The 23348-nt window shown below is 38.7% G+C and carries 27 protein-coding genes; 16 read left to right on the top strand and 11 right to left on the bottom strand.

Annotation, left to right across the window (positions count from 1 at the left end; genetic code table 11):
- The first annotated feature begins 77 nt into the window (after positions 1-77).
- From CVT08_RS03995 to CVT08_RS03980, 4 genes are all read left to right on the top strand, one after another.
- Entirely contained in the window at positions 78-461 is a 384-nt protein-coding gene (locus tag CVT08_RS03995; protein ID WP_107856289.1) for a RidA family protein, read from the top strand.
- Between the two features lie 11 nt (positions 462-472).
- Complete coding sequence (locus CVT08_RS03990; RefSeq protein ID WP_107856288.1) at positions 473-1558, top strand: pyridoxal-phosphate dependent enzyme; 1086 nt, start codon at positions 473-475, stop codon at positions 1556-1558.
- 163 nt (positions 1559-1721) lie between these two features.
- The gene (gene rho, locus CVT08_RS03985; RefSeq protein WP_021092197.1) at positions 1722-3065 is read left to right on the top strand and encodes a transcription termination factor Rho; all 1344 of its coding nucleotides are present in this window, start codon (positions 1722-1724) and stop codon (positions 3063-3065) included.
- A gap of 158 nt (positions 3066-3223) precedes the next feature.
- Positions 3224-3694, top strand: a complete 471-nt coding sequence (locus CVT08_RS03980) for a hypothetical protein (protein WP_107856287.1) — start codon at positions 3224-3226, stop codon at positions 3692-3694.
- Between the two features lie 58 nt (positions 3695-3752).
- Here CVT08_RS03980 and CVT08_RS03975 read toward each other — a convergent pair whose 3' ends face one another.
- Entirely contained in the window at positions 3753-3965 is a 213-nt protein-coding gene (locus CVT08_RS03975) for a transcriptional regulator (RefSeq protein WP_002941953.1), read from the bottom strand.
- Between the two features lie 160 nt (positions 3966-4125).
- On the opposite strand from CVT08_RS03975, the gene CVT08_RS03970 reads away from it, so the two are divergent.
- A complete protein-coding gene (locus CVT08_RS03970; RefSeq protein ID WP_021087918.1) occupies positions 4126-4728 on the top strand; it encodes an outer membrane beta-barrel protein in 603 nt (200 codons plus the stop codon).
- Positions 4729-4776: 48 nt separating this feature from the next.
- Here the strand turns inward: CVT08_RS03970 and CVT08_RS03965 are convergent, their stop codons facing one another.
- Positions 4777-5256 carry a GNAT family N-acetyltransferase gene (locus tag CVT08_RS03965; RefSeq protein WP_021087887.1) on the bottom strand — a complete coding sequence of 160 codons (480 nt, stop codon included), beginning with the start codon at positions 5254-5256 and terminating at the stop codon, positions 4777-4779.
- Positions 5256-6359: a transcription termination factor NusA gene (gene nusA / locus CVT08_RS03960; RefSeq protein WP_012139939.1), complete on the bottom strand. Its 1104-nt coding sequence runs from the start codon at positions 6357-6359 to the stop codon at positions 5256-5258. The genes CVT08_RS03965 and nusA overlap by 1 nt, the downstream gene beginning before the upstream one ends.
- A gap of 172 nt (positions 6360-6531) precedes the next feature.
- On the opposite strand from nusA, the gene CVT08_RS03955 reads away from it, so the two are divergent.
- From CVT08_RS03955 to CVT08_RS03925, 7 genes are read left to right on the top strand one after another with little or no spacing between them, the layout of a single operon-like run.
- Positions 6532-6774 (top strand): HP0268 family nuclease, encoded by a 243-nt coding sequence (locus CVT08_RS03955; RefSeq protein WP_002941786.1) that lies wholly within the window; start codon positions 6532-6534, stop codon positions 6772-6774.
- Positions 6774-8075, top strand: coding sequence for a tRNA (N6-isopentenyl adenosine(37)-C2)-methylthiotransferase MiaB (miaB, locus tag CVT08_RS03950; protein WP_107856286.1), 1302 nt, complete (start codon positions 6774-6776; stop codon positions 8073-8075). Before CVT08_RS03955 ends, miaB begins: the two co-directional genes overlap by 1 nt.
- Positions 8056-8835 (top strand): lysophospholipid acyltransferase family protein, encoded by a 780-nt coding sequence (locus tag CVT08_RS03945; RefSeq protein ID WP_107856285.1) that lies wholly within the window; start codon positions 8056-8058, stop codon positions 8833-8835. Before miaB ends, CVT08_RS03945 begins: the two co-directional genes overlap by 20 nt.
- Entirely contained in the window at positions 8825-9271 is a 447-nt protein-coding gene (locus tag CVT08_RS03940) for a hypothetical protein (protein ID WP_107856284.1), read from the top strand. Before CVT08_RS03945 ends, CVT08_RS03940 begins: the two co-directional genes overlap by 11 nt.
- A 60-nt stretch (positions 9272-9331) precedes the next feature.
- Positions 9332-10336, top strand: coding sequence for a hypothetical protein (locus CVT08_RS03935; protein WP_107856283.1), 1005 nt, complete (start codon positions 9332-9334; stop codon positions 10334-10336).
- A complete protein-coding gene (locus CVT08_RS03930; RefSeq protein ID WP_002941847.1) occupies positions 10333-10854 on the top strand; it encodes a membrane protein in 522 nt (173 codons plus the stop codon). The genes CVT08_RS03935 and CVT08_RS03930 overlap by 4 nt, the downstream gene beginning before the upstream one ends.
- Positions 10847-11383, top strand: a complete 537-nt coding sequence (locus tag CVT08_RS03925; RefSeq protein WP_107805056.1) for a hypothetical protein — start codon at positions 10847-10849, stop codon at positions 11381-11383. Before CVT08_RS03930 ends, CVT08_RS03925 begins: the two co-directional genes overlap by 8 nt.
- Positions 11384-11387: 4 nt before the next feature.
- Here CVT08_RS03925 and CVT08_RS03920 read toward each other — a convergent pair whose 3' ends face one another.
- Genes CVT08_RS03920 through CVT08_RS03895 form a run of 6 tightly spaced genes read right to left on the bottom strand, consistent with a single transcriptional unit; the run spans position 11388 to position 16770 of the window.
- The gene (locus tag CVT08_RS03920) at positions 11388-12455 is read right to left on the bottom strand and encodes a hypothetical protein (protein ID WP_107856282.1); all 1068 of its coding nucleotides are present in this window, start codon (positions 12453-12455) and stop codon (positions 11388-11390) included.
- Entirely contained in the window at positions 12424-13800 is a 1377-nt protein-coding gene (locus tag CVT08_RS03915; RefSeq protein ID WP_107856281.1) for an MBOAT family O-acyltransferase, read from the bottom strand. Before CVT08_RS03915 ends, CVT08_RS03920 begins: the two co-directional genes overlap by 32 nt.
- A gap of 9 nt (positions 13801-13809) precedes the next feature.
- Positions 13810-14433, bottom strand: a complete 624-nt coding sequence (locus CVT08_RS03910; RefSeq protein ID WP_103603107.1) for a tetratricopeptide repeat protein — start codon at positions 14431-14433, stop codon at positions 13810-13812.
- A 12-nt stretch (positions 14434-14445) separates the two neighbouring features.
- Positions 14446-15105: a tetratricopeptide repeat protein gene (locus CVT08_RS03905; protein WP_087582363.1), complete on the bottom strand. Its 660-nt coding sequence runs from the start codon at positions 15103-15105 to the stop codon at positions 14446-14448.
- A 10-nt stretch (positions 15106-15115) separates the two neighbouring features.
- Positions 15116-16456 (bottom strand): dihydrolipoyl dehydrogenase family protein, encoded by a 1341-nt coding sequence (locus tag CVT08_RS03900; RefSeq protein WP_107856280.1) that lies wholly within the window; start codon positions 16454-16456, stop codon positions 15116-15118.
- Positions 16453-16770, bottom strand: coding sequence for a type II secretion system protein (locus tag CVT08_RS03895; protein WP_103620644.1), 318 nt, complete (start codon positions 16768-16770; stop codon positions 16453-16455). The genes CVT08_RS03900 and CVT08_RS03895 overlap by 4 nt, the downstream gene beginning before the upstream one ends.
- Positions 16771-16847: 77 nt before the next feature.
- Here CVT08_RS03895 and CVT08_RS03890 point away from each other — a divergent pair, with 77 nt between their 5' ends.
- Entirely contained in the window at positions 16848-17399 is a 552-nt protein-coding gene (locus CVT08_RS03890; protein WP_107856279.1) for a tetratricopeptide repeat protein, read from the top strand.
- Between the two features lie 396 nt (positions 17400-17795).
- On the opposite strand, the gene prfB is transcribed toward CVT08_RS03890, so the two are convergent.
- Complete coding sequence (gene prfB, locus CVT08_RS03885; RefSeq protein WP_107856277.1) at positions 17796-18896, bottom strand: peptide chain release factor 2; 1101 nt, start codon at positions 18894-18896, stop codon at positions 17796-17798.
- Positions 18897-19015: 119 nt separating this feature from the next.
- On the opposite strand from prfB, the gene panC reads away from it, so the two are divergent.
- From panC to tilS, 3 genes are read left to right on the top strand one after another with little or no spacing between them, the layout of a single operon-like run.
- Entirely contained in the window at positions 19016-19837 is an 822-nt protein-coding gene (panC, locus tag CVT08_RS03880) for a pantoate--beta-alanine ligase (RefSeq protein ID WP_107856276.1), read from the top strand.
- Between the two features lie 2 nt (positions 19838-19839).
- Entirely contained in the window at positions 19840-21150 is a 1311-nt protein-coding gene (rimO, locus tag CVT08_RS03875) for a 30S ribosomal protein S12 methylthiotransferase RimO (protein WP_107856275.1), read from the top strand.
- Entirely contained in the window at positions 21147-22133 is a 987-nt protein-coding gene (tilS, locus tag CVT08_RS03870) for a tRNA lysidine(34) synthetase TilS (RefSeq protein WP_107856274.1), read from the top strand. Before rimO ends, tilS begins: the two co-directional genes overlap by 4 nt.
- Positions 22134-22951: 818 nt before the next feature.
- On the opposite strand, the gene CVT08_RS03865 is transcribed toward tilS, so the two are convergent.
- Positions 22952-23347, bottom strand: a complete 396-nt coding sequence (locus CVT08_RS03865) for an SseB family protein (RefSeq protein ID WP_107856273.1) — start codon at positions 23345-23347, stop codon at positions 22952-22954.
- Between the last annotated feature and the right edge of the window lies 1 nt (position 23348).

Below are 23348 nucleotides of genomic sequence, written 5' to 3'. Positions count from 1 at the left end.
TTTTATGAAAATTTGTGAAATTTAAGTGGTAATAATAATTTTTTATCTATAATCCTTTAAATTTTTAAGGAGAAAATATGAAAATTTATGAGACCGAAATTTCAAAAAAGAAAAAGGCTCACTACTCTTTGGCGACCGAGCACAACGGCATCCTCTACATCTCAGGTCAGCTTAGCATGGACCCTGAGACTAGGCAGATCCCAGAGGGGCTAAAGGCACAAACAAGACAGGCTTTAAAAAACCTTGATAATGTGCTAAAACTAGCAAATGCAACAAGAAATGACATCTTGATGTGCCGCATCTATACGCCAGATATCGACTTTTGGGATGAGATAGATGACGAGTATGCGCTATTTTTTGGCGAGCATAAGCCAGCTCGTGTCGTAGTGCCGACAAACAAACTTCACTTTGGCTGCCTCATCGAGATCGAAGCCACAGCGATACTTGATAGAAAAATTTAAAAGGAGCAAAAATGCCTAAATTTATCTGCTCAAAGTGCGGCAAGAGCGCAGAATTTGAAAGGGCGATATTTACGTGCGAGTGTGGCGGGCTTTATGATCTGGAGTTTAAGCCAACCAAATTTGATCTAAATTTGATCGACCTGCACGAGTTTAGTCTATTTAGATACCGCGAGTTTTTCCCTATCAAAAACGATCTTTGGCGCGATATCAGCCTTGGCGAAGGGCTAACAAAGAGCGTGAAATTTGATGACTCACTCTATCTTAAAATGGACTACGCGATGCCAACGCTTTCCTTTAAAGATAGGGGTGCTGTGATGCTTATTTGGTTTTGTAAAACTCATGGCATCAAAAAGATCTTGCAAGATAGCAGCGGAAACGCTGGAAACTCAGTCGCTGCCTACGCTGCAAGAGCTGGGATAGAGTGTGAAATTTACGTCCCAAAAGGTACTAGCGAGAAAAAGATAAAGATGCTTGAGTACTACGGCGCAAAGGCGGTTGTCTTTGACGGCACACGCGACGAGACGGCAGATGCTTGTAGAAAAAGGGCAAAAGATGAGGGCATATTTTACGCAAACCACGTCTTTAACCCGCTTTTTTATCAAGGCACTAAAACATATATATATGAAATTTACGAGCAGCTTGGATTTGTCCCTGAAAATTTATTTCTGCCAGTTGGCAACGGCACCTTGCTAATAGGCTGCGAGATCGCTTTAAAAGAACTTTTTGAGGCTGGAGTGATCAAAAAGCTACCTAAAATTTTTATAGTCCAAAGTGAAAAATGTGCGCCATTTTTAGGGGCAACAAGCGAGCCAGTTGCGATAAAGGCGCAGCCTACACTAGCTGAGGGCATAGCGATCGCAAAACCTGCTCGTGGCGCTGAAATTTTATCTAGTGACTACGCTGGCGAGCGCGAAGTAATCACGATAAAAGAAGAGGATATTGAGCCAGCTAGAAATTTCCTAGCAAGCTGCGGCTTTTACGTCGAGCACACCACAGCAGCCATCTACGCCGCCTATGCAAGCTACGCAAAATCGCACAAGATAGAGGGCAAAAGCATCATCTCGATGTGTGGTGCTGGGCTAAAAAGCGAGCACTAATTTAAATTTGCAGGTCATTTTGCCTGCAAATTTGCCTATTTTAGCGACTTTGGTTGTGGCGTTTCTTGACAACAAAGTTTTATTTTTATAAAATGCCAAAACTTTCAAAAAACTTTTGAAGCCCAGAATTCTACAATCTTATCCCCGCATTTAAAGAGGAAAAATGGAAAACAATAACCAAACCGAGCAAAGTGCTGCTCAAAGCACAAAAACTACAAAAAAACATCAAGCATCAAGAACCCACGTACCAGTCGACGGACACAAGATCGAAGAGCTAAGAACGCTTAGCTTAGACGAACTAGTGCAGATCGCAAATGGCGTTGGCGTCGAAAATCCGCGCGAATTTCGCAGGCAGGATTTGATATTTGAGATACTAAAAACCCAGACAAAACAAGGCGGCTTTATACTATTTACTGGGATTTTAGAGATCACAAACGAGGGCTACGGCTTTTTAAGGGCTGTCGATGCAAATTTAAGCGACAGCTCAAACGACGCTTATGTTTCAAACTCTCAAATCCGCAAATTTGCACTTCGTGTGGGCGACATCATCACCGGCCAAGTAAGAGAGCCAAAAGATCAAGAAAAATACTACGCTCTTTTAAAGATCGAAGCGGTAAATTATATGCCTCTAGCAGACGCAAAAGAGAGGCCACTTTTTGACAACCTAACCCCACTTTTCCCAACCGAAAAGCTAAATTTAGAGTATGATCCGATGAAGCTAACAGGCCGTGTGCTTGACCTTTTCACGCCTATTGGCAAGGGTCAGCGTGGCCTCATCGTCGCACCTCCAAGAAGCGGTAAAACAGAGCTTATGAAAGAGCTAGCTCACGGCATCGCTAAAAACCACCCAGAAGCCCAGCTCATGGTGCTTCTAGTCGATGAGAGACCAGAAGAAGTTACCGATATGCAGCGCTGCGTAAAAGGCGAGGTGTTTAGCTCGACATTTGACCTGCCAGCGCTTAACCACGTCCGCGTAGCAGAGCTAGTCATCGAAAAGGCAAAACGTCTAGTTGAAATGGGCAAAGACGTCATCATCTTGCTTGATAGCATAACCCGTCTAGCACGCGCCTACAACACAGTGACCCCGCCAAGCGGCAAGGTGCTAACAGGCGGCGTGGATGCAAACGCACTTCACAAGCCAAAACGCTTCTTTGGCGCAGCTAGAAACATCGAGCACGGCGGCTCTCTAACCATCATCGCAACCGCACTTATCGACACTGGCTCACGTATGGACGAAGTTATATTTGAAGAGTTTAAAGGCACTGGAAACAGCGAGATCGTGCTTGATCGCAACATCTCAGACCGCAGAATTTATCCAGCTATCAACGTGCTAAAATCAGGCACCAGAAAAGAAGAGCTACTTCAAAAGCCTGATGAGCTTCAAAAAATTTGGGCTATTCGCTCTGCGATAGCTACAATGGACGACGTCGAAGCACTTAAATTTTTATACGCAAAGATGCTAAAAACAAAAGACAACAAAGAGCTTCTCTCTATCCTAAACGAGTAAATTTAGCTGAGCTTGAAGCAGTGGCTTTGAGCTCAAATTTCTTTTTTACATCAAATTTCTCAATAAATCTTTCATAGTTATACTAATTTAAATTTTTCAGTTTTATTTTTTTTTTTTTTGTAAAATCCGAATTTCTAACTTCTATAAAAAGGAAAAATATGAAAACAAAAGTCGTTCTTTCAGGCATTACAGCAACACTTGCTCTTGCTCTAACTGGATGTGGTGAGCCAACTACTTTGGCTGAAATTTGCAAAGCTGACATGGGAAGTATCAAGCACTTTAAAGGTGAAGCCAAAGTCTATAAAAGGGTAAATTATGACCTAGAATACAATAGTGATACAAACAAAAAAGAATTAAAAGAAGATGGAATTAAAGGCTATCTAATAGTCGATAAAGATACAAAGGTTGATCTAGAAAAATTTAACGTAAAAGCTTTTGCTTTTAGTATGCCAAAAGGTAGCATACCCGAAAATACACCACATATGTATATCTTAAAAAGATATGATGACATAGGCGAAGGTAATAAAACAGAAGTTTTAGCAACCCTAGAAACTTTAAATCCGAGATGCAATGTAGATGGTAGTCTAGAGCTCAAACAAAAAGATACAAAAATAATTGCAATAAAATAACAAAAGGTGGGCTAACCACCTTTTAAAACCTTACATCATCTCACTTTAAATTTATAAATCACTTACTAAATTTTTCTATGTCTTGATTGATTAAATTTTCATATTCGCAAAGCTCGTTGCAAGTCTTCTTGCTCTGCTCGATAAGCTCGTCAAATTTAAATCCAAGCATCACGATACGATAAAGGTTGGGCTTGTGTTTTCGCCAGTTGTAAAGCGTTGCGACATCAACGTCTAAATGATAAGCCATATCACGTTTTGTCATCTTAGCCACTTTACACTCCTTCTTTTTGAGTGATTTTATAAATTTTATTCTGATAAGAAAACAATTGAATTATTTTATTTTTTTTATTAATTTCATTGAATATTTAAACTTTATTTAATATAAGAAAACCTAAAATAGTCGCGTAACATTTTTTAAATAAGGAGTAAAAATGAAAAATGTAGTTTTAAAAGTTGCTTTAGGTTTAAGCCTAGCTAGTGCCGCTGCTTTAGCACAAGGAGCCTTTGTAGGAGTTGAAGGAGACTACTCTTTTGGATCAAAATTAAAAGTAAAAAGAGGTGATGGATCAAAAGATAGCATTAAAAAAGCACAACCAGGTCTTGGTCTAAAAGCTGGCTATGACTTTGATGTGGCTAGAGTTTATGGTGCTTACATATATGACTTTCAAGCCAAAAAGTCACTTGGTGACGAAGATGGCACAGTAGTAAAATGGAATACACATAAATTTATAGTTGGAGCTGACTACACTCCAAGCGTAGCAAAAGATCTTAAACTAATTCTTGGTGGCTACACTGGTTTTTCAAAACTTAAATTGGATGTATTTGACACACATGATGGCTCTGAAAAAGGCAACGCAACTGGCTGGATACTAGGTGCAAGATTTGGTGCTGAGTACTCTATAAATGAAAATAATGCAGTTGAGTTTGGTCTAAAAGCTGATAGAACCGACTACGGCAAGATCAGTAAATTTAATTTAGTTGATATTAAAGAGACAAATGTCGGTCTTTATATGGGATATACATATAAATTTTAATCACTCACAAGCTCAAATTTCAAAGCAAATTTGAGCTTTTACTAGAAACTATAAATTTACCAGTTTTTCTAAATTTTCGCCGTCTAAGCGGTAGGTTCTCCACTCAAGAGATTGATTATTAGCGCCCATGCTTTCATAAAATTTGATGCTTGGCTCGTTCCAGTTTAGGCAGCACCACTCAAGCCTTTTTAAATTTTCATCCTTGCAAATTTGAGCTAGAAATTTAAAAAACGCCTTGCCGATGCCTTGATTTCTAAACTCTTTTTTGACGTAGATGTCCTCAAGGTACATCCCGCCAAGCCCCAAAAATGTAGAAAATGTGTAAAAGTAGATAGCATATCCTATCGCCCTGCCCTCGCTTTCGCAGATAAGGGCTTTTGCGTGATTTTTATTAAAGATGGAGTCTGCAAAAATTTCATTTGTAAAAGTGACTTGATCACTCATCTTTTCATAGCTTGCAAGCTCTCTTACAAGCTCACAGATCACGTCTATATCGCCCTCAGTCGCTTTTCTTATTTCAAATTTCATTAGTTATCACCAAAAAGTGCTTTTAGATCTTTAACCATTTCGCCATTTTCGCCACTGCTGCTAGTTTTTGAGCCAAGCTCGTTTAGCTCGATCTCATAGCCAGTTAGCATGCTTGCAAGGCGGATATTTATGCCATTTTTGCCGATAGCTTTGCTCTTTTGCTCGCTCGCAAGTGTCACGATCGCCTTGTTTTCTTCGATCTTTACAGATGTGATGATCGCAGGTGCCATAGCGCGAGCTACCAATATCGCTGGCTCAGTGGTGTACTCGATCGCATCGATGCTCTCACCATGAAGCTCTTTGCTTACGGCATTTATCCTAACGCCCTTTGTGCCGACAGTTGCACCGACTGGATCGATGTTTGGAGTGGTTGAGATGAGCGCTACTTTAGCCCTTTCGCCAGGGATCCTCGCACTTCCTTGGATGATGATGCCGCCATCTTTTATCTCAGGCACCTCTGAAGTTAGCAGTGCTTCAAGAAATTTAGGCGAAGTCCTTGAAAGTTCGACCTTTATGCCTAAATTTTTATCTGTAAAAACTTTTCTAATGACCGCTTTTACCACGTCGCCTACTTTAAATTTCTCGCCTTTTATGCGGTTTTTACGTGGTAAGATGGCACGAAGCTCGTCTATCTCGATAAATGTGTTTTCATCGTTATCCACCCTAACAACCGGACCAAAAACCATGTGACCGCTCATCTCATTATATTTTTGTAAAATTTTCTCTTCTACTAGGCGTTGGATGTGATACTCAAGCTCCTTGTGAAGCGTTTGGGCGGCTGTTCTACCAAGGTTATCAAGGCTTAGCTCGTAAGTTAGCTCATCGCCGATCTCTACGCCACTATCTATCTTTTTAGCCTCTTTTAAGCTTAAAAAGTGCTCATTGTCTTCAGCAAGCCTCTCATCGTCGTTTGCTACGATTGAAATTTTTTGATAAAGCTTTAAATTTTTATTAGCATCGATGCTCACGTCATACTCATAATTTTCTCCATAAACCCTTTTTGCAGTGTTTATTAAGGCTCTTATGACGCGCTCTTTTACATCTTCTATCTCTAAATTTTTCTCATTTGCAATTGACTCGATGATATCTGAAATTCTTTCCATTTTTTCTCCATTGTGACGATAAATTTCGGGGATTTTTCGTGAAGTTTTGAAATTATACATAAGCCATACTTTTAATAACTTTAAGCTTGTTATTAACTTTTATTTAATCCTTTTTTTATGATGATTTGGGTATATTGACCGATTAAAATTTAAGATTTTGAAAGGATTAAAAATGGAGCTAAAACTTGCAAGAGCCGAATTAGACGCAAAACCAAAAACGATTTCACTAGAAAAGATAGAGGCAGCTGTCGAAAAAGAGGGTCAGAAAATTTTCTATTTTGATAAAGAAAACACGCACAAACAGCTAATCGCCTTAGTCGAGCACTTTGAAGAAAAAGGGCTAAGCGTTTATCACAGAACCGTGAAATACGGGCTTGATGATAGCGATTATATGTATGAAGTGCATATACTTTAATGAGTAAAAAACTCTTTATCCAAACTCTAGGTTGTGCTATGAATGTTCGTGACAGCGAGCATATCATAGCCGAGCTCTCACAAAAAGAAGACTACTCCTTAACACAAAACATCGAAGAAGCTGATTTAATCCTTATAAATACCTGCTCGGTTCGTGAAAAGCCAGTTCACAAGCTCTTTAGCGAGGTTGGAGCCTTTGAAAAAGCCAAAAAAAGAGGTGCAAAGATAGGCGTTTGCGGCTGCACTGCAAGCCATTTGGGTAGTGAAATTTTTAAGCGCGCACCTTATGTTGATTTTGTCCTTGGCGCAAGAAACGTCAGCAAGATCACAAAGGCGGTAAATACGCCTAAATTTATCTCAACCGACATCAACCACGACGAGAGCGAATACGCATTTGGCGAGTTTAGAGGCTCGCCATACAAAAGCCACATCAACATCTCGATCGGCTGCGACAAAAAATGCACCTACTGCATCGTCCCACACACCAGAGGCGATGAAATTTCCATCCCTTCAAGCCTTATTTTAAAAGAGGTAGAAAAGGCTGCAAACAGCGGTGCAAAAGAGATATTTTTACTAGGGCAAAATGTCAATAACTACGGCAAAAGATTTTCAGGCGCGCAAGAAAATATCGATTTTAGCGACCTTCTAGTGAAGATAAGCGAGATAGAGGGCGTTGAGAGGATAAGATTTACAAGCCCACATCCACTTCACATGGATGATAAATTTCTTGAAATTTTTACAAATAACCCAAAAATTTGCAAGTCGATGCACATGCCACTTCAAAGCGGAAACACCAAAGTTTTGCGCGAGATGAAGCGCGGATACACAAAAGAGTGGTTTTTAGACCGCGCGCTAAAACTTAGAAAGATGTGCCCAGATGTTAGCATCTCAACTGATATCATCGTCGCATTTCCAGGCGAGAGCGACAATGAATTTGAAGATACGATGGACGTGCTTGAGCAAGTTAGATTTGAGCAAATTTTTAGCTTTAAGTATTCACCTCGTCCGCTCACAAAGGCAGCTACTTTTACAAATCAAATAGATGATAAAACAGCTTCAGAAAGGCTAACACGCCTGCAAAATCGCCACAGCGAAATTTTAGACGAGATCGTGGCGGCGCAAAAAGATAAAATTTTTGATGTCTATTTTGAAGAGCTAAGGGCAAATGGCGGCGTTGCTGGGCGAAGTTTTAACAACTTTTTGGTTCAAGTTGATGGCAGCGAAGAGCTTCTTGGCACTACGCAAAAAGTAAAGATCACAAACCCAAAACGAATGGTTTTGTATGGCGAGCTGCAAATTTAAAAACACCCTTGAAAAGGTCGCCCTAAATGTTGGCGTCTTTTTCATATACATTTTGATGTGGCTCATTTTTCTAACCTGCAAAAAGAGCTACACTCCAAATTTCCTACCACAAAATGGCTGCGTCGTCGTCTTTTGGCACGGCAGACTTAGCTTTATGAGCTTTGCTTACAGGCAGTGGTGGAGCAGACAAAATAGAAAACAAGGCAAGGTGATAATAAGCGACCACAAAGATGGCGAGCTCATCACCAAAGTAATCAAATTTTTTGGCATCGGTACCATTAGAGGCAGCAGCTCAAAAGGCGGCGCAAGGGCGCTTATAGAGGCTCTAAGAGAGATAAAACAAGGTCACGATGTCATCATCACACCAGATGGCCCACGCGGACCAAGACATAGCGTAGCAGACGGAGCTGCGGTGATCGCGCAAAAGTCATCTTGTGAAATTTATGCTCTAAATTTTGAAGCAAACTCGTTTTGGGAGTTTAAAAGCTGGGATAAGATGATACTTCCAAAGCCATTTTCAACTATAAATTTTAGCCTCTCAGCACCTTTTAGTGTGGCAAATTTAGAGCAAAAAGAGGCAAAAGAGAAGATACAAAACGAGCTTTGGCAGGCCTCACAAAATGACGGCGGCAAGAGCGTGCTACAAAATAAAGAGGACTTTAGGTCAAATTTAAAAATTTGGTGGAAAAAATATGCGCATAAAAATCCGCAAATAAGCGACGAAATAAGAGAAATTTTGGACGAAATTTATGAAAAATAAACTCTCTATCTTTATAGCCATTTTCATAATAGCTTTGTTTGGGCTATTTTTTTATAGCGACAACTCTTATAAGCTCGCCCTTGAAGCGAAATTTTACTACGAGAGCAAAGAGTACGAAAAGGCTCTAAATTTAAGCCAAAAAGCCCTTGATCTTGACGCCTACAACAAAATGGCTGCCACCACGCTTAATCAAAGCAAGGCAGCGATAAAATTTAGCTCATACATAAAAAACGGCAAAGAGTATCTTGAACGCATCAAAAAAATGAGCCAAAATGGTGTCAGTAAGGCTGATAATGAGCGCATCAAAATGATGTGTGATGTGATGATAGAGGATTTTGAGAGCTTAAGAAATTCTGCCCTGCTCGATAACGCCCTAAAAGACGAAGCACTAAGCACAAAAGAAGTTTTTGTTAAGCTCAAAAATGAGCTGTTTTAAACTTATTTAATCCCTTTTTAGCTAACATAACAAAAATTTGCACTTAAATTTAGGAGAGTTATGTCTTTTAGCATCAGAAAGCTTTTTTCAAACCTTTTCTTGAGCGTCGTGATCGAGGGCAACGAGTGCATTTTCTACGGTCAGGTCTTTAGAAATGGCAAGCTTATAAAAACCACAAATGCTAAATTTACCGACATAAGCATCGAAAATGTCGATGAAAAGGTCATAAAATACATAGAAGAGCAAGAGAAGGCCTATTTTGGCGTCTATGTTTCGCTCTTTTTTAACGATGACTCACAAGGTGCGCTGCCTACTGCTAACTTTGACGAGTACAAAAAATTTAGCATAAACACGCAAAATTTAACCAGCCTTGTGATGCAAGATAGCTGGAGCATATATGCAAATTTAAACGCTATAAGAAGATACAAAAACCTCTTTGGGCAAGGTAGCGTCGATCTTATCTACTCGCCTATCGCCCTGCTCTTTCACGAGCTTTTAAAGCGTGGAATTTCGCCAAAAACCACGCTATATCTCTACATCCACTCGCACTCTTTTGCGCTTGCGATATTTAAAGATAAGCAGATGAAGCTCTCTACGTTTTTAAATATGAGTGACGCTGAAGAGGGCAACGAAGAGATCGAAAGCCTAAAAGAAGAGGATATAACAGACATCGACAACCTTATCGTCAAAGAAGAAGATGGCGCAACGGCGCTTGATGATTTCAAGAGTTTGGATGATTTCTTAAGCGACGATAAGCCAAAAGAATTTGAAGATCTAAACTACGAGCTAAACATGCCAACTTCGACCAATGTCGAGAAGTCAGTAGCGATATTTGGGCGCGATATGAAGATGTTTGACTACATAGCAAAAGCTATGAAAGAATTTTATGAAAATCCGATCTACGGCGGCGATTTTATCGAGCAGATCATCGTTTTTGAAAATACAAAGACAAGCGCGACATTTTTACAATACCTGCAATCTGAGCTATTTGTGGAGACATCAAGCTATCCGATCAACACAAATCACATCATGAATGAGATCATGCAAGAAGAGATAACACTATGAAATTTAGCTTCATCACTCCAGAACCAAGACCGCTTCTCTCTATCTTTAGTAAGCTCTGGCTAAGCCTCATCGGCTTTGTCTTTGTGGTGCTTTTGGTGGCAAATTTCTTCATCGTTTATAAAAACTACTCAACCAAGAAAAATATAGAATTTCTAGCAAATGAGCAAAAAGAGCTTAGCCAAAAGATAGTCACTACGGATGAAATTTCAGCCAAACTTGCCGTGCAGATAGACTCAGCAAACGACATCTTTACGTCAAATTCTATCCTAAAGCAAAGCTTGCACAACCTCTTTGACCTTGTGCCTGATAGCATCACGCTTGAAGAGGTCTTTATGGATAAAAACTCACTCATCATCCGCGGTATAACGCCAACAAAAGATGTCTTTAACCAGCTTTTAGCGTCGCCGCTAAGGTCGATTTTCACCACGTCAAACACTAGCTTTTATCAGAGCAAAAACGGCTGGTACGGCTTTATAAGCACAAATAAGATTGATAATTCTGAGGGATATAATGAGTAAAAAAGATACGAGCTTAGAAAAAATCGACCCAGTAAAGCTTTTACTTTTTATATTTGCTTTTATCATAGTTTGCTTCATTATGATATTTGGCTTTATCGTGCCAAATATAAAAGAATTTAAAAGCCTCTCAAGGCAAAACTACTCGCAAACCTCATCATACACGAAGGTAAAAAATGAATTTGAAGCTAAATTTAAAGCACTTGAGGCGACAAGACAAAAAGATGGTGCTATCATCTTGGCTTATGATACAGCTTTTGATAAGGATAAATTTATAAATTTCGCATCGCAATTTTTTAGCGAAGTGAGTCTTAGCAAGATAGAAGAAGGTGAAAATAACGCAACTGAGAAGTTCTTTAGATACCACCTAAATGTCACTAGCTCACTTAAAACCCCGCAAAAATTTTATGACTTTTTAGACGCGCTTAGTAGCTACGACAGCATCATAAAAGCCGAATTTCCTATCGTCATGAAGGGTGAAAACGATAAAATCCACACAACTTTTAATATAAAAGTTTTTGGATTGAAGTAAGAACTTAAAGTTTACCAGTAAGATAAAGTTTAACCAAAAACTCGCTATATCTTTTTCTACCAAGATAGTTTAAATGATGCCCCATATCTGATAGCTCATTATCATCAAATTTGAAATTTGTAAGATCAATAACCTTAGCATTTTTAATAGCTGGCATTATCTCATTTATATCATACTTTATAGTGGAGCCATCAAACATAGGCTCTAATATAACAACAACCTTTATACCACTTTTTACAAGTGGATCAATTACATAATTTTGAAAATATTTTATAGTGTTTTGATTTAACCCCTTTAACTCGATCGTCTTACCATAATTTTCCCTTGGAAGCGCATCTGAAAAAAGAATAATATCTCCATTACTACATTTTGCAACAATGATTTTTTTATTTTTTGTAGCATTTGAATTTATCTCATTTATATTGATTAAATCACAATCGCTATGTGCTTTTACATCAAAAGTGTTTTTAGCTTCAAAATTGCTTGATTTAGCTTTATTATCTGGAGCAAATTTCCCATAAAACCCAACTATCCTATTATATATACCTTCAGAATATCTCAAAAACAGATGTACTCTTGCAAAAAAATCAGGCAATGTTTTTAAAAAGATCATTTTATCTGTACCAAAATTTGCAATAAATTCATCAGTAGTATAAATTTTAAATCCGTTATTGGAATAGTCGTCAAAAAGATGACTAGGACCTATACTAATAACAACCTCATTTGTACCAGTTTTTTTGATGACATTTGAAATAAATGGATAGTCTCTAATAAAATTACCAGATACTCCAAAATTATAAATACTAATATTATTTTTGCTAAAAATATTTGTTGATATATGATGAAGAGTTCTACTACTTCCAACAAAAACAATATCCTTTTGTTTTTCGCTATTTAGTTTAAAATGCTCAGCTTTTGAAATTTTATTATCATCAAATTTTACCTTACTTGTCACTCCATTATTTAAAAAAAAATACAGCACAATATCAAGTCCAACCATAGCAAATGTTACTAGAAACAGGCATAGAAATATTTTTTTCTTAAAATCTAAAGTATAAAAATTCGCTCGCATTATTAAGCCTAATTGCTAAAATTGATATAAATAAAAAGAAAGATGTTGCAAATATTTGCCAGATAGTAAATTTAAATTTTTTATCAAATGCTATCTGCATAGAGTTTTTAAAAAGCAAAACAACCAAAAAAGCCAAAACGATAAAAAACATCTCAAGATAATTAACATCTATTTTAAACTCACCAAAAAACATCCCTCGGATCACTTTCATAGCATCTTCAAAGCTTTTTGCCCTAAAAAATATCCATGTAAAATTTACAAAGTTAAAGGTAATGATCCAAGCAATGATTTTATTTAGTTTAAAATTTAACTTTTGCCAACATCTGTGAATGACAATAGCAAAGCCATGCAAAGCACCCCAAACAACAAATGTCCAAGCAGCCCCATGCCAAAGACCGCCTATTAAAAATACCAAAAACAAATTTAGATAAGTGCGGCCCTGCCCCCCCCTATTACCTCCAAGCGGGATATAGATGTAGTCCCTTAAAAAACGCGACAATGTAATATGCCACCTGTGCCAAAAATCCTGAATATTTAAAGCCTTATACGGGGAGTTAAAATTTATAGGAAGTCTTATGTTAAAAAACAGAGCAAGACCTATTGCCATATCGCAATAACCACTAAAATCAAAATAAAGCTGAAAAGTATATGAAAGCGATGTCGCCCATGCTTGCAGAAAAGTCAAATTTCTCTCCACATCAAATCCAGCATTTGCAAAAATAGAAAAAGTATCTGCAACCACACTCTTCTTAAATAGCCCCATGCTAAAAACAAAAAGCCCAAGGGCTATAAATTTATAGTTTTTTATAAGATTAAATTTATTTGCAAACTGTGGCATCATCTCTTTGTGATGCACTATCGGACCAGCAATAAGCTGTGGGAAAAATGTTATAAAAAGGCAGTAGTTTAAAAAACTATTCTCTTTTGTTTGCTTATTGTAGCTATCCACCAGATATGCTATTTGCTGAAATGTGACAAAACTAAGTGCAAGCGGCAAAGCGATATGAAGTAGACCCAAATTTGTATTTGCTATAGCGTTTAAATTTGAAATTAAAAAATCAGCATATTTAAAATATCCTAGTAAAGCAAGGTTGCAAACTATACCAAAAATCAAAACAGCTTTGCTTTGATGTTTTGCAAGAAATTTTGAAACAAAGAAGTTAAAAACAATACTTCCTAACAAAATCGGCAGATAATAAACGCTCCAATAAGCATAAAAAAATAAACTAGCACTCACCAAAAAAGCTTTTGCAAGAGTGCTTAGTCTCTTTTTGTTTAGAAAAAAATATACAAAAAATACAAGCGGCAAAAATGCAAATATAAAAATATATGAGTTAAAAAGCAAATTTATCCCTTACCTTTTATCCACACATTTGCCAAGTTGGCAGGCTCTTTTGTAAAGTGCGTCTGCCTTTGTTTCATCGCCGCTTAGCTTTGCAAGCAAAAAGCACGACTGCGCATACTCAAGCTCACAGCTCTTTGCCAAAAGCTTTAAAACTCTAGCCTCGGCCTTAGTTCTATCTATCTTATGAGTTTTTAAATTTTCGCTTTCGATGTAGGACTTTAGCCCCATAGCCTCGTTGTAGCAGCCAACGCCGTCGCCACTATCGCAAGCTAGTTTATAAAGCTTTAGAGCTTTTTCGATATCTTTTTGCTCATCGACTAGCCCTTGCTCGTAAATTTGACCCAAATTTGAACAAGCAGTCGCAAGCCCAGCGTTGCAAGCCTTTTCATAGTAGCCTTTTGCCTTTACGAAGTCCTTTTCGTTGCTAAAATTTACAGCTAGATTGTTGCAATCGATGCTATTTCCGCTCTCGCAGTTTTGCACCATCTTCTCTTTTTCAAGCTCAAGACGCTCCGCCCTAGCCTCCTCATCACTTTGCCAAAAGCCAAAGCTCACCATCTTTTGCCACGACCAGCAACCACTTAGCATAAAGCTAGCAGCCACGATAAGCCCAAAATTTAAAACTTTTTTCACTTATTTTCCTGCTTACATGCCAAGCTTTGCGCCTAGTCTTTTCATCTGCGGGCACGCCTTGTTTAGACCGCGAAAGCAAGCGACTTTGTAAATTCCATAAGCTCTTTTTTCGTCCTTGTTCATGCCAAGCCCTAGCTCATACATCGCACCGATATTTGCGCAGCTTGGGAGATCTCCAGCGTTGCAAGCGTTTGTGTAGGCCTCCATCGCTAGGTAGTAGTCTTGTTTGACGATCTCACCCTTGCGGTAGGCATTGCCTAGATGATAGCAAGCTTGCACACCGCCACTGTTGCAGCTATCTTTGTAAATTTCGACCGCTTTTTTTGGATCTTTTTTTACGCCAAGACCGTTTTCATAGAGCGTGCCAAGGTTTGAGCAAGCAAGCTGCACTTTCGCATCGCAAGCCTTTTTGTAGTTTGCATAGGCATTATCATACTCTTTCATAAGCTCAAAATTTACGCCCAAATCATTGCACGCTTCAGCATCGCCGCTCTCGCACTTTGGTGTTAAAAGATCAATAGCATTTTTTGAAATTTGCTCTTTGTTTTGCACCACCTTTTCGTCCTTTGGCTGCTGCCATGAGTCATCTTGCTTTGGCGTATCCCCGATGCCGATGACATTTAAGCAGCCTGTGAAAAATAGAGCAGTTAAAAGTAGTAGATATTTTTTCATTTTTGTCCTTTTAGTATTGTCCAAACAAGTCATTTAGGGCTTCGCTGATGCTTGGGTGAGTGAAAATTTGGTTTTTAAAGAAATTTGCATCTGCTTTTAAATTCATAGCGATCGCGATCTCATTTATGATCTCATTTGCGTAGATGCAGTGAAAGCTCGCCCCCAAAATTTCGCCACTACTTGCTTCAACGATCGCTTTTAGCATGCCCACATCGTGATTTAGCACCTTTGCTCCTGGTACTGCCGCCATGCTAAGCTTTAGCTCCTTGAAATTTAGCCCAAGCTTGCTAGCTTCTTTTGCATTTACGCCAACTCTTGCTAGCGGAGTGTCGGTAAATAGCACATTTGCGTGGATACTTCTATTTTGTGTAGTGCGTTTTTTATCGCCAAAAATTTGTGAAAAAACTATCCTAAAGTCATCCAAGCTAGTGTAAGTAAAAAGCTCTCCGCCGCGCACGTCGCCCACTGCGTAGATGTTTGACACATTTGTTTGAAGGCGCTCATTTGTCTTTATAAAGCCTTTTTCATTTAGCTCGGCGCCAGCTTCTTTTAAATTTAGATCATCTAAATTTGCCACTCTGCCAAGCGCTACTAAGAATGCATCTGCCTTGATGATCCTGTCTTCACCGTCTTGTTTGAAATTTAGCGCATTGTATTTTAAGCTCTCTATCTCGCAGCCCTCTAAAATTTCGATGCCCTGCACGTTTAGCGCATCTTTTACGCTTTTAGCTATATCTTCATCTTCGTTTTTTAGAAGTGGTGAGCGTCCAACGATGGTCACTTTTGAGCCAAAATTTGCAAACATCGATGCAAACTCGATGCCGATAAATCCGCTGCCAACGATGACAAGATGCTTTGGCATATTTTTTAGATCGAGCAAAGTTTTGCTTGAAAAGACGTTTGAGTTTGTTATCTCAAATGGTGCATACGCCTCTTTTGAGCCAGTGTTTATGATGATAAACTCGCCTTCAACGACTTTTTGCTCGCCGTTTGAGGTTGTAACTAGGACGCTATTTTTATCTTTAAATGAGCCAACACCATCGATCACATCGATATTTTCTTTATCATTTAGCATCGCGTAGTTTTTAGAATTTAAAGCTGAGATTAGCTTATTTTTGTTTTCGATGCTAAGCGTGTAATACTCGTTTTCAACGCTATTGTCTGCATATATCGCCTCTTTTGCAGCTGTGATTAGGCGTTTTGTCGGTATGCAGCCCACGTTTATGCAAGTGCCTCCATACATCTTTGGCGATCTCTCGATTAGCGCGACCTTTTTGCCAAGCGCAGCAGCCTTTACAGCTAGCGTTTTGCCAGCCTTACCAAATCCAATAATAACAATGTCATATTTCATTTAATTTTTCCTATTATGTAGTATGTAGTTTCGTTTATCTTTTTGATATCCATTTTGTATTTATTTGCCCAGCTTTTGATGATCTCATCAACTCGCTCTTTTATCTCTTTGACGGTCGCAACGTTTTTTATCTTTAACCTATCCTCGCTCCCACTCATCGCTACGAAGCAAAGGTGCGGCTTTAGATGATCGTTTAGCTCGATCACACTCTTTGGCAAAAGGCCGTCAGTGTTGTTTAAAATTCTACGCATATGCTCAGTGGTCGTTTCATCTACGTTGTAGCCAAGCTGTGTCAAAAGTGCGTTATGATCCATATCGTTCCTTTTTGCTTAAATTTGCGATCATTATAAGATAAAATTCGATAAAATCGCCTAAATTTTCAAGGACAAATATGAAAAAATTTATCATTTTTCTATTTAGCTTTTTGCTATTTTGGGGCTGTTCAGCAGAGCAAATTTCGCAAAATTTAGGTCTTAGCGAGCCACCACTTGATCCTGAAGTAGAGCAGATCGCAGACGCTATCTACTTATATAACGAGGGCAACTACCCAAAGGCTTGCAAGAGATTTTACGACTACGCAAAAGATGGCAATGTCCTAGCCATGCAGCAAACTGGCGTTTGTTTTCGTGACGGCAAAGGCTTTAGCAAGGATATCTTAAGGGCACTTTTTTGGTTTGAAACAGCTGGCAGTTACGGCAACATAGATGGTCTTAGAAGCGCTGGATATATCTACGAATATGGCCTTGGGGTCAATAAAAATTTAGAAAAAGCGATATATTTTTACGAAAAAGCCACAAGCCTTGGCTCAAGCGAGGCTAGCTACGATCTAGGGCTTATATATCTTGGTAAAAACGACTATAAGAAAGCGAGAATTTATCTTGATGAGGCTTGCTATCACGGCAAAGAAGAGGCATGTATGAAGCTAAAAGAGATGAAATTTTAGCTCTTAATTAGTTTCAACAGAATTTAGAGCCGAATATCCGATCAAAATCACACTTGCTATCATAAGAATAGATACAAAAATTCCCATTTTTATCCTTTATTTTTTTAAATCTTTTATCTCTTTTTAGACTTTGCATTGCCAAGCAATATCAAAATCAATAAAAGAGCTGCACACATGCAAACACTATAAAATTCTAGATTATCAGTATAGTCTTTGTAGTGTGTAAAAATCCAACTAATAAGACCAACCAATATTGTAACAAAAATTCCGAGCCAAAATTTTAGCATGCCCAAGCGCTCTTTGGCTTCGTCCAATTTTGGCATTCTCTTCCTTTTTGTTTTTTGTGATTATAGCATTTTAACGCATAAATTTAACAGCTAGCTATAATTTTAGCTCCTACGCCTCAGCCTTTTGAGCGATTAAGACGCCCTCTATCATCTTTTTGATATCACCATCAAGTATCGCATCAGTTTGTGAGTATGCCTCGCCGCTGCGGTTGTCTTTTACCTGCTGATATGGGAAAAGCACGTATGATCTTATCTGATGACCCCAGCCGATCTCGCTCTTTTCGACGCTGTTGCTCGCCTCTTGCTGCTTCATCAGCTCAAGCTCGTAAAGGCGAGACTTTAGCATCTTCATCGCTGTGGCTCTGTTTTTGTGCTGACTGCGGTCGTTTTGGCACTGCACGACGATGCCTGTTGGTATGTGCGTGATGCGGATGGCTGATTCTGTTTTATTTACGTGCTGACCGCCTGCACCACTAGCTCTATAAGTGTCTATCTTTAGATCTTTTTCTTCGATCTCGATCTCTATATCGTCATCTATCTCAGGGCTCACCATAACGCTTGTAAAGCTTGTGTGGCGGCGTCCTGCGCTATCAAATGGGCTTGTACGAACGAGCCTGTGGATGCCATTTTCTGCTTTGAAATATCCATAAGCGTTTTCACCCTTTACGATAAAACTCACATCCTTTAGTCCAGCCTCTTCGCCCTCTTGAAAGTCCAAAGTCTCGACCTTAAAGCCCTCACGCTCGCAAAATCTAAGATACATCCTATAAAGCATGCTCGCCCAGTCGTTGCTCTCAGTGCCACCAGCTCCAGGGTGGATCGATACGATCGCGTTTTTGCCGTCATCTTCGCCACTTAAAAGCATAGAAATTTCTAAATTTACTATCTTTTCATCTAAATTTTTAGCATCTTCAAATAGAGAATTTATAGTCTCCTCATCATTTTCAGAATTTGCTAGCTCAAAGAGCTCCTTTGCGTCACTAACTGCTTGGTGAGCGTCGCTAAATTTAGCAAGCATGTTTGAAATTTTTGTCTTTTCTTTATTTAATGCCCCAGCTCTTGCGATATCTTGCCAAAAGCTAGGGTCTTGCTCTATGGCCTCGATCTCTTTTAGCCTAGCCTTTATCTCGTCAGGCTTTACGATAGAGCCTATGTTTTCAACTTTTGTTTGTAGCTTCTTTAAAAGCTCGTTGTATTCGTAACTATCCAAGTTTTTCTCCATAAATTTTTGCCGATTTTAGCCAAAAGTTGCTTACATTTTTAAATTTACGCCCTTTTAATCCTTTTTTGTTACAATGCCAAGTTAAAATTTAGATAAAAAGAGTAAATATGCAGATCATAAGAACTATAAAAGAGCTTGAAAATTTTGTCCAAAACGCAAGTGGTAAGATCGGTTTTGTGCCGACAATGGGCGCACTTCACAACGGACACGTTAGCCTCATCAAAAAATGTGTGAGCGAAAATGAGATAAGCATCGTCTCAACGTTTGTAAATCCAACTCAGTTTTTACCAGGCGAAGACCTAGAAAAATACCCAAGAAAAGAGCAAAGCGACATCCAAATTTGCGAGCAAAACGGCGTTATCGCTATCTTTATACCAGACGAAAATGAGCTTTACTTTGAAGATGAGCCGCTCATCGTTGCCCCAAAGAAGCTTTCAGCCATTTTAGAGGGCAAAACTAGACCAGGACACTTTGATGGCGTCTTAAGAGTGCTAAACAAGCTATTTCGCCTAACTCGTGCAAATAGCGTCTATATGGGCAAAAAAGACACTCAGCAGCTCATCATCGTGCAAAATATGATAAAGACATTTTTCCTAAACATCGAGCTAGTTGCCTGCGATATCGTTAGAGAGCCTGACGGCCTAGCGCTTTCAAGCAGAAACGTCTATATCTGCGACGAAGATAAGTGCAACGCGCTAAGACTTTCAAGATCGCTAAATAAAGCACAAAATTTGATCCAAAATGGCGAAGAAGATGCAAGCGAGATCAAGGCAAGCATGCTTGAGGTGCTTGAGCCACTAAAGGTCGATTACGTCGCGGTTACAGATAGAAATTTAAACGAAATTTCAAAGGTAGAAAAAGGCAACACCATCATCTTAGTAGCCGCCTTTGTAGGCAAAACTAGGCTAATAGACAACATCTGGATCTAAAAATGCCAAAACTTCATCTAATCTCGCTTGGTTGTAATAAAAATTTAGTTGATTCTGAGATCATGCTAGGACGCTTGCAAAACTACGATATCACGGACGATATCAGCGACGCAGACGTCATCATCGTAAATACTTGCGGATTTATCAAGTCTGCCAAAGAAGAGAGCATACAAACCATACTTGAGATGCACGAAGCTCGTAAAAATGGCTCTTTGCTAGTAGTGACTGGCTGTCTTATGCAGCGCTACAAAGATGAGCTGATGAAAGAACTGCCAGAGGTCGATCTCTTTACCGGCGTGGCTGATTATGACAAGATCGATGAGATCATCTTGAAAAAGCAAAATTTATTTAGCCCGCAGACTTATCTGCAGGCAAACGAAGAACGCGTCATAACTGGCTCAAACTACCACGCCTACATCAAAATTTCAGAGGGCTGTAACCAAAAGTGCAGCTTTTGTGCGATACCGACATTTAAAGGCAAGCTAAAATCACGCTCGCTTGAAAACATCGTAAATGAGGTCAAAAATCTAGTCAAAAAAGGCTACTACGACTTTAGCTTTTTATCACAAGACTCAAGCTCATATATGCGCGATCACGGCGTTAGCGACGGGCTAATAAATTTAATAGACGAGATAGAAAAGATAAAAGGCGTAAGAAGCGCTAGGATACTTTATCTCTACCCAAGCACGACCAGCAAGGAGCTAATAGAGCGTATCATCGCCTCGCCTATCTTTCACAACTACTTTGACATGCCAATCCAACACATCAGCGAAAATATGCTAAAGATAATGAAGCGTGGAAGTGGCGCTAAAAAGATAAAAGAGCTTTTAAATTTGATGAGAAATGCCAAAAATTCATTCTTGCGAACTGGTGTCATCGTGGGACACCCAGGCGAGAGCGAGGAGGATTTTGATGAGCTTTGCGAGTTTTTAGAAGAGTTTAAATTTGATAGAATTTCCGCCTTTGCCTACTCAAAAGAAGAGGACACAGCCTCTTTTGAAATGGAGCAAATCCCAGCTAAAATAATCTCAAAAAGGCTAAGCAAGATAGAAAAGATCACTAAAAAAGCGATAAATGAGAGCTTGCAAAAAGAGCTTGGCAAGCAAATTTACGCATCTCTTGAGGGCATTAGCAGCGAGGGCGAGATGTTTTACGCTGCCAAAAAAGATATCTGGGATAAAGATATAGACGGCGAAATTTTGATCAATGAAAGCGACGTAAAAGAGCTTGAGATCGGCTCGCTCTACCTTTGCGAGGTCAGCGACGTGGTTGATCAAAAACTAGTCGCCACCATCATCAAAAAAGCAAAATGATAAGCCAAAATGTGCTTGGTAGGCTAAGCGCAGGCGCAAACCTGCTAGCCTTTTCGCACGGCATCGATAGCACTGCACTTTTTTACATTTTAGAAGAAGCTGGGGCCAAATTTGATCTAGCCATAGTCGATCACAACGCCAGAAAAGAGAGCAAATTTGAAGTTGAAAGCGCCAAGGAGCTTGCCAGTAAATTTGGCAAAAATATCTACGTAAAAAGTGTAAATTTAGCTGGTCCAAATTTTGAAAAAAACGCGCGCGAAGCAAGATATGAGTTTTTTAGCGAAATTTGCCAAAAATATGGCTATGAAAATTTGATCCTAGCACATCAATTTGACGATAAATTTGAGTGGTTTTTGATGCAGCTTGGCAAGGGCGCTGGGCTAAAAGAGCTCTTTGGCATGAGCGAGCTTGAGAAAAGAAATCACTTTTGGCTGGTTAGACCGCTTTTAAATTTGCGCAAAAAAGAGCTACAAAACTATCTTGACGAGCGAGGTTTGCGCTACTTTGTCGATGAGACAAATTTAGAAGGCAAGCTTAAAAGAAGCTTTGTAAGGCTAAATTTTAGCGAGCCCTTTTTGGACGAATATTTTAGCGGCGTAAAAAAAAGCTTTGAGTTTTTGGAGGCTGATAGGCAAAACCTGCTGCCAAATATCACAAAAATGGATGATGAAATTTTCATTATAAAAAATGATAGTAACGTCGTTCGGGGCGTCGATATGGCAGCAAAAGAGCTAAATGTGCTTTTAAGCAAGGCTCAAAAAGATGAGCTAAGTGCAAATTTAGCAAAGCAAACAAGCGTGGTGCTAAGTGGCAAGATCGCCGTTGGCTACGCTAATGAATACATCTTAGTAACACCATTTTGCAAAGCCGTAATGCCAAAAAAGTTCAAAGAAAGAGCTAGAATTTTAAGGCTCCCAGCGATAAATAGAGGCTATTTATTTACAAATAGCATTCAAATAGAAAATCTTTCTAAATTTTTTTAGCAAATAGAGCGTTTTAGGCTAGAAATTTGATCTACTAAAGGCTAATTTTAAACTTTTTATCACCAAATTTTCTACAACAATCTTAACAAGTCTGCAAAAATTTAAAATTTCTATCTGTAAATTTAATATACAAAGGTCAAATTTAAAACTAAACTTTGCTCCAGTTTTCAAGCTAAAGCATCAATTAGGATTTAGAAAAAAACTGCAAATTTGGTTTTTTAGCTTTTTCATCTCTGAGATAAACTGCTTTTGCATTTAAATTTAGAGTATAAAGGCTATAAATTTAATCCACAAAAGAGCAAATTTAAAGTTTCTAACGCTAAATTTTACCCTTACGGTATTAACACCGAGGCGACAAGTGTGCAAATTTGAAATTTTATCAGCAAATTTACTCCAGCTCTTTTTTGCTTTGTCATAGCTGCTTTTTGAAGTTAAATTTGGAGTGGCAAAAACTAGAAATTTAAAGTCAAATTTATAGCTCTAGCCTTAGCAAAATATGGCACTAAAGCTGCAAATTTAATCACATTGCCTACAAGCCATTAAACAAAATAATAAAAGCATAAATTTGATATACGCAACAAAATTTTGCGAACGAGATAATGAAATTTGCAGATTATTAAGATCAAACACGAGCCTAAATTTAGCCTCAGCTCGTCTGCTGTGCCAAATTTAGAAAACGTGCAAAAAGTAAAATTTAGCAAAACTCACAACAAAAGATAGCCTATAAAACAAATTTAAACAAGCCAGCAGTCTAAATTTACCTCATCAAAGCCATTTGCATAAAATAATGCGTAAAATTTTATAAATTTTATTACGCACTAGGCGAGGATTTTTTCTATCAGCTCTCTTTTTAGCACAAAGTCATAGCTAAAAGCATCCACCACGACGCCAGCGTAACTACTCTCTTTTAGCATCGCAAGATACTCTTTTAGCCCTATCTCTATGCTCTCTTGCTCGCTGTCGTTTCGCCAAAGCTTCATCGCCTCTTTGCTTGTAAATGCCGGAAAATAGCTAAGCTTCTCGCCCTCATCTTCAAGGAGGATAAATTTGATATTTGAGCCCTCTTCTTCATAGACGACGCCACCATCAGGCTTTGCAAGCGCTTGGTTTAAAAGCACCGGAGCAAAAAATGTGGCCTTTTTCAAAGCTGATATCAAATTTATCTCATTTTTCTGGCAAGGATCATTTAAAAATTTATCCATCGCTTCTTGCATT

Origin of the sequence: Campylobacter concisus (genome assembly GCF_003048835.2) — a bacterium.
Classification (GTDB): domain Bacteria; phylum Campylobacterota; class Campylobacteria; order Campylobacterales; family Campylobacteraceae; genus Campylobacter_A; species Campylobacter_A concisus_D.
The sequence above is the reverse complement of the archived record's forward strand: the minus strand, read 5'-3'. Positions and strand labels throughout refer to the sequence as shown.